3 protein-coding genes are annotated in these 2437 nt (G+C 37.7%); all 3 read right to left on the bottom strand.

What is annotated here, in order from left to right; genetic code table 11:
- Nucleotides 1-75 precede the first annotated feature (75 nt).
- The 3 genes from ACEVFT_RS01595 to ACEVFT_RS01585 all read right to left on the bottom strand — a co-directional run bounded on the left by ACEVFT_RS01595 (nucleotide 76) and on the right by ACEVFT_RS01585 (nucleotide 2171).
- Nucleotides 76-753, bottom strand: a complete 678-nt coding sequence (locus ACEVFT_RS01595) for an LrgB family protein (RefSeq protein WP_393947765.1) — start codon at nucleotides 751-753, stop codon at nucleotides 76-78.
- Complete coding sequence (locus tag ACEVFT_RS01590; protein WP_342442613.1) at nucleotides 746-1192, bottom strand: CidA/LrgA family protein; 447 nt, start codon at nucleotides 1190-1192, stop codon at nucleotides 746-748. Before ACEVFT_RS01590 ends, ACEVFT_RS01595 begins: the two co-directional genes overlap by 8 nt.
- Before the next feature lie 196 nt (nucleotides 1193-1388).
- Complete coding sequence (locus ACEVFT_RS01585; protein WP_004224740.1) at nucleotides 1389-2171, bottom strand: SDR family NAD(P)-dependent oxidoreductase; 783 nt, start codon at nucleotides 2169-2171, stop codon at nucleotides 1389-1391.
- Nucleotides 2172-2437 lie beyond the last annotated feature (266 nt).

Below are 2437 nucleotides of genomic sequence, written 5' to 3'. Positions count from 1 at the left end.
CCTTGCAAAATTGCTTTTCTGTAGTTGACATCATCTTTTTTCAACAACTCCTTTTTACACGAAGCGACAATTGTATTATAAAAATAAATATACAAATAAAGGACAGAAGAATGCTCCGATAACAGCCGTTAAGCCCATTGATAAGGAACCAACTGATAATTCCTGTTCCCCATATTCTCTTAATTTTACAAGACCTACGCCATGTGAAGCACTACCTACTGCCACACCTCTACTAACAGCAGAGTCGATTTTGCCATACTTAATGACTAATGGTCCGATAATGGCCCCTACAAACCCCGCAATCATGACGAAAACAGCTGTTAAAGGGGGAATGCCACCAATCGTTTCGCTCACTTGCATCCCAACAGGCGTTGTTAACGATTTAGGTAAGGCCGTCAGCATCCAGCTAGATGTTACACCAATCCATTTTAGTAACACAAAAATGGTCACCAAGCCTGTTATCATGCCGATTAAAAGCCCTGATAAAATAGAATACTTATATTTCATAATAATGGCTCGTTGATTATAGAGAGGATATGCAAGTGCCACAACAGCTGGCCCAAGCATTTTCTGAAGCCATTCCCCACCTTCCATATAAGTTGTATATGGAATATCAAAAACAAGTAAGATCACTGCACTGACAATCGTAGTGGTGACCAAGGGAATCATGATAGGATGAGGAAATCGTTGATAGAGCTTTGTAAATAAAATGAACAGGATAATGGTGCTAAGAACAACAAGTGCTTCAATCAACAGTTAACTCCCCCTTTCCTTCTTCCACCGTAGTTTTCGAGCTTTCTTTTTTCGCTATTTCTCTTTTTTCAATGAGTTGTGTCAGCAATCCTGTAACATAGATAGAGATTAACGTACTAACAATAACTGCTAAAATAATAAGTAGACCAGTGATTGTCATGAGTTCTGGGTAATCAATAACACCTACAGTTGCTGGAATGAAAAACAACGTTAAGATGCCAATTAAAAAGCCCGCTCCATCTTGTATATATTCGACCTTAATTAGTTTAAAATTGAGTGAAAGTGCTAATAGCAATAATCCAATGACGCTTCCAGGAAGAGGAATGTGCAAATAAGAAACAATGCCTACCCCCATATAATAGAAAATAGTAAGTATCCCAATTTGAACAATAATCCGAACAACTCGTAACAACAATGCAGCAAAATTTTCGTTCAACATTTCGCCACTTTTCACCCCCTATATCGTTCATTCTACATCTGCAGGAATTTTCTGTCTATTATAATTTTAGAAAAACAATAGAAAAGAAGAAAGCGCAAGGCTTTCTTCATAATCAATAAGATACATATAGAGTTTGTCTTATCACATTTTAATTCGCAATCATTAAAATTTCTTTTCTTCAAAAATATTAGCCTCTTTATAATGCGTGACCAGAGCCACCATCAATATTAACAGCAGTTCCTGTAACATAACTTGCCGCATCAGATACTAAAAAAGTGATAACGTTTGCGGCTTCTTGCGTATCACCTACACGACCAAGTGGAATAGCTTGCCCCACTTTACGAGAATATTCTTCCCACGATAAATTTGGTTCTTCCTTTTTCCATTTCTTTTCGATTTGATCACTACGAATAAGTCCTATACATACAGAGTTTACTCGAATATTATCCTTCCCTAAATCCTTGCTCATCGCTTTTGTCAAGGCAAGCCCTGCAGCACGACTCACAGTAGTAGGAAGTGAGCTTGCAGGTGGAGTTTTAGCCATCACGGCTGTCACATTAACGATTGCACCGCCCCCAGCCTTACGCATATATGGCGCAGCATATTTTGAACAATGAATAGCTCCAAATACCTTTAAATCTAAATCTGCTTGCCACAGCTCACTACTCACCGATTCAAAGGGATTTGCTGAAGCTGTACCCGCATTATTAATAAGTATATCAACACGTCCATAATGTTCGACAGTACGCTCAATTAGATACTTACAATCTTTTTCTTTTGTAATATCAGTTGGAACAATTAAAACATCTACGCCTGTTTCATTTTTTATACATCCAGCAGCCACTTGCAGCTGTTTTTCCCCACGTGCGCATAGAACAACCTGTGCCCCCTCTTTGACAAGCTGCATGGCCGTGTAATAGCCAATTCCTTTACTCGATCCTGTTATAATTGCTACTTTCCCTGTTAAATTAAGCTCCATTATGAAATCCTCCCTTACTTTCTACAATGCTATCATTATAGCATTTATCAATTATTCAGAATAATCAAAGGAGCTTGTAAATGATAGAAATAATATTTGAAGCCAATACCACTACCAAATCTTTCCCATCAATAATTGCTTACCATTTTCTTTGTAACCTTTTATGTAGCTGACTCACGCATCAAGCAAATACGGTAAAAAAGCATGTAGTTAGAAAACAACTACATGCTGAAAAAAGATGATGTCAACGGAAGAAAAAGCAACTT

This window comes from Lysinibacillus sp. PWR01, assembly GCF_043359455.1.
GTDB classification, from domain to species: Bacteria; Bacillota; Bacilli; order Bacillales_A; family Planococcaceae; genus Lysinibacillus; species Lysinibacillus fusiformis_F.
The sequence above is the reverse complement of the archived record's forward strand: the minus strand, read 5'-3'. Positions and strand labels throughout refer to the sequence as shown.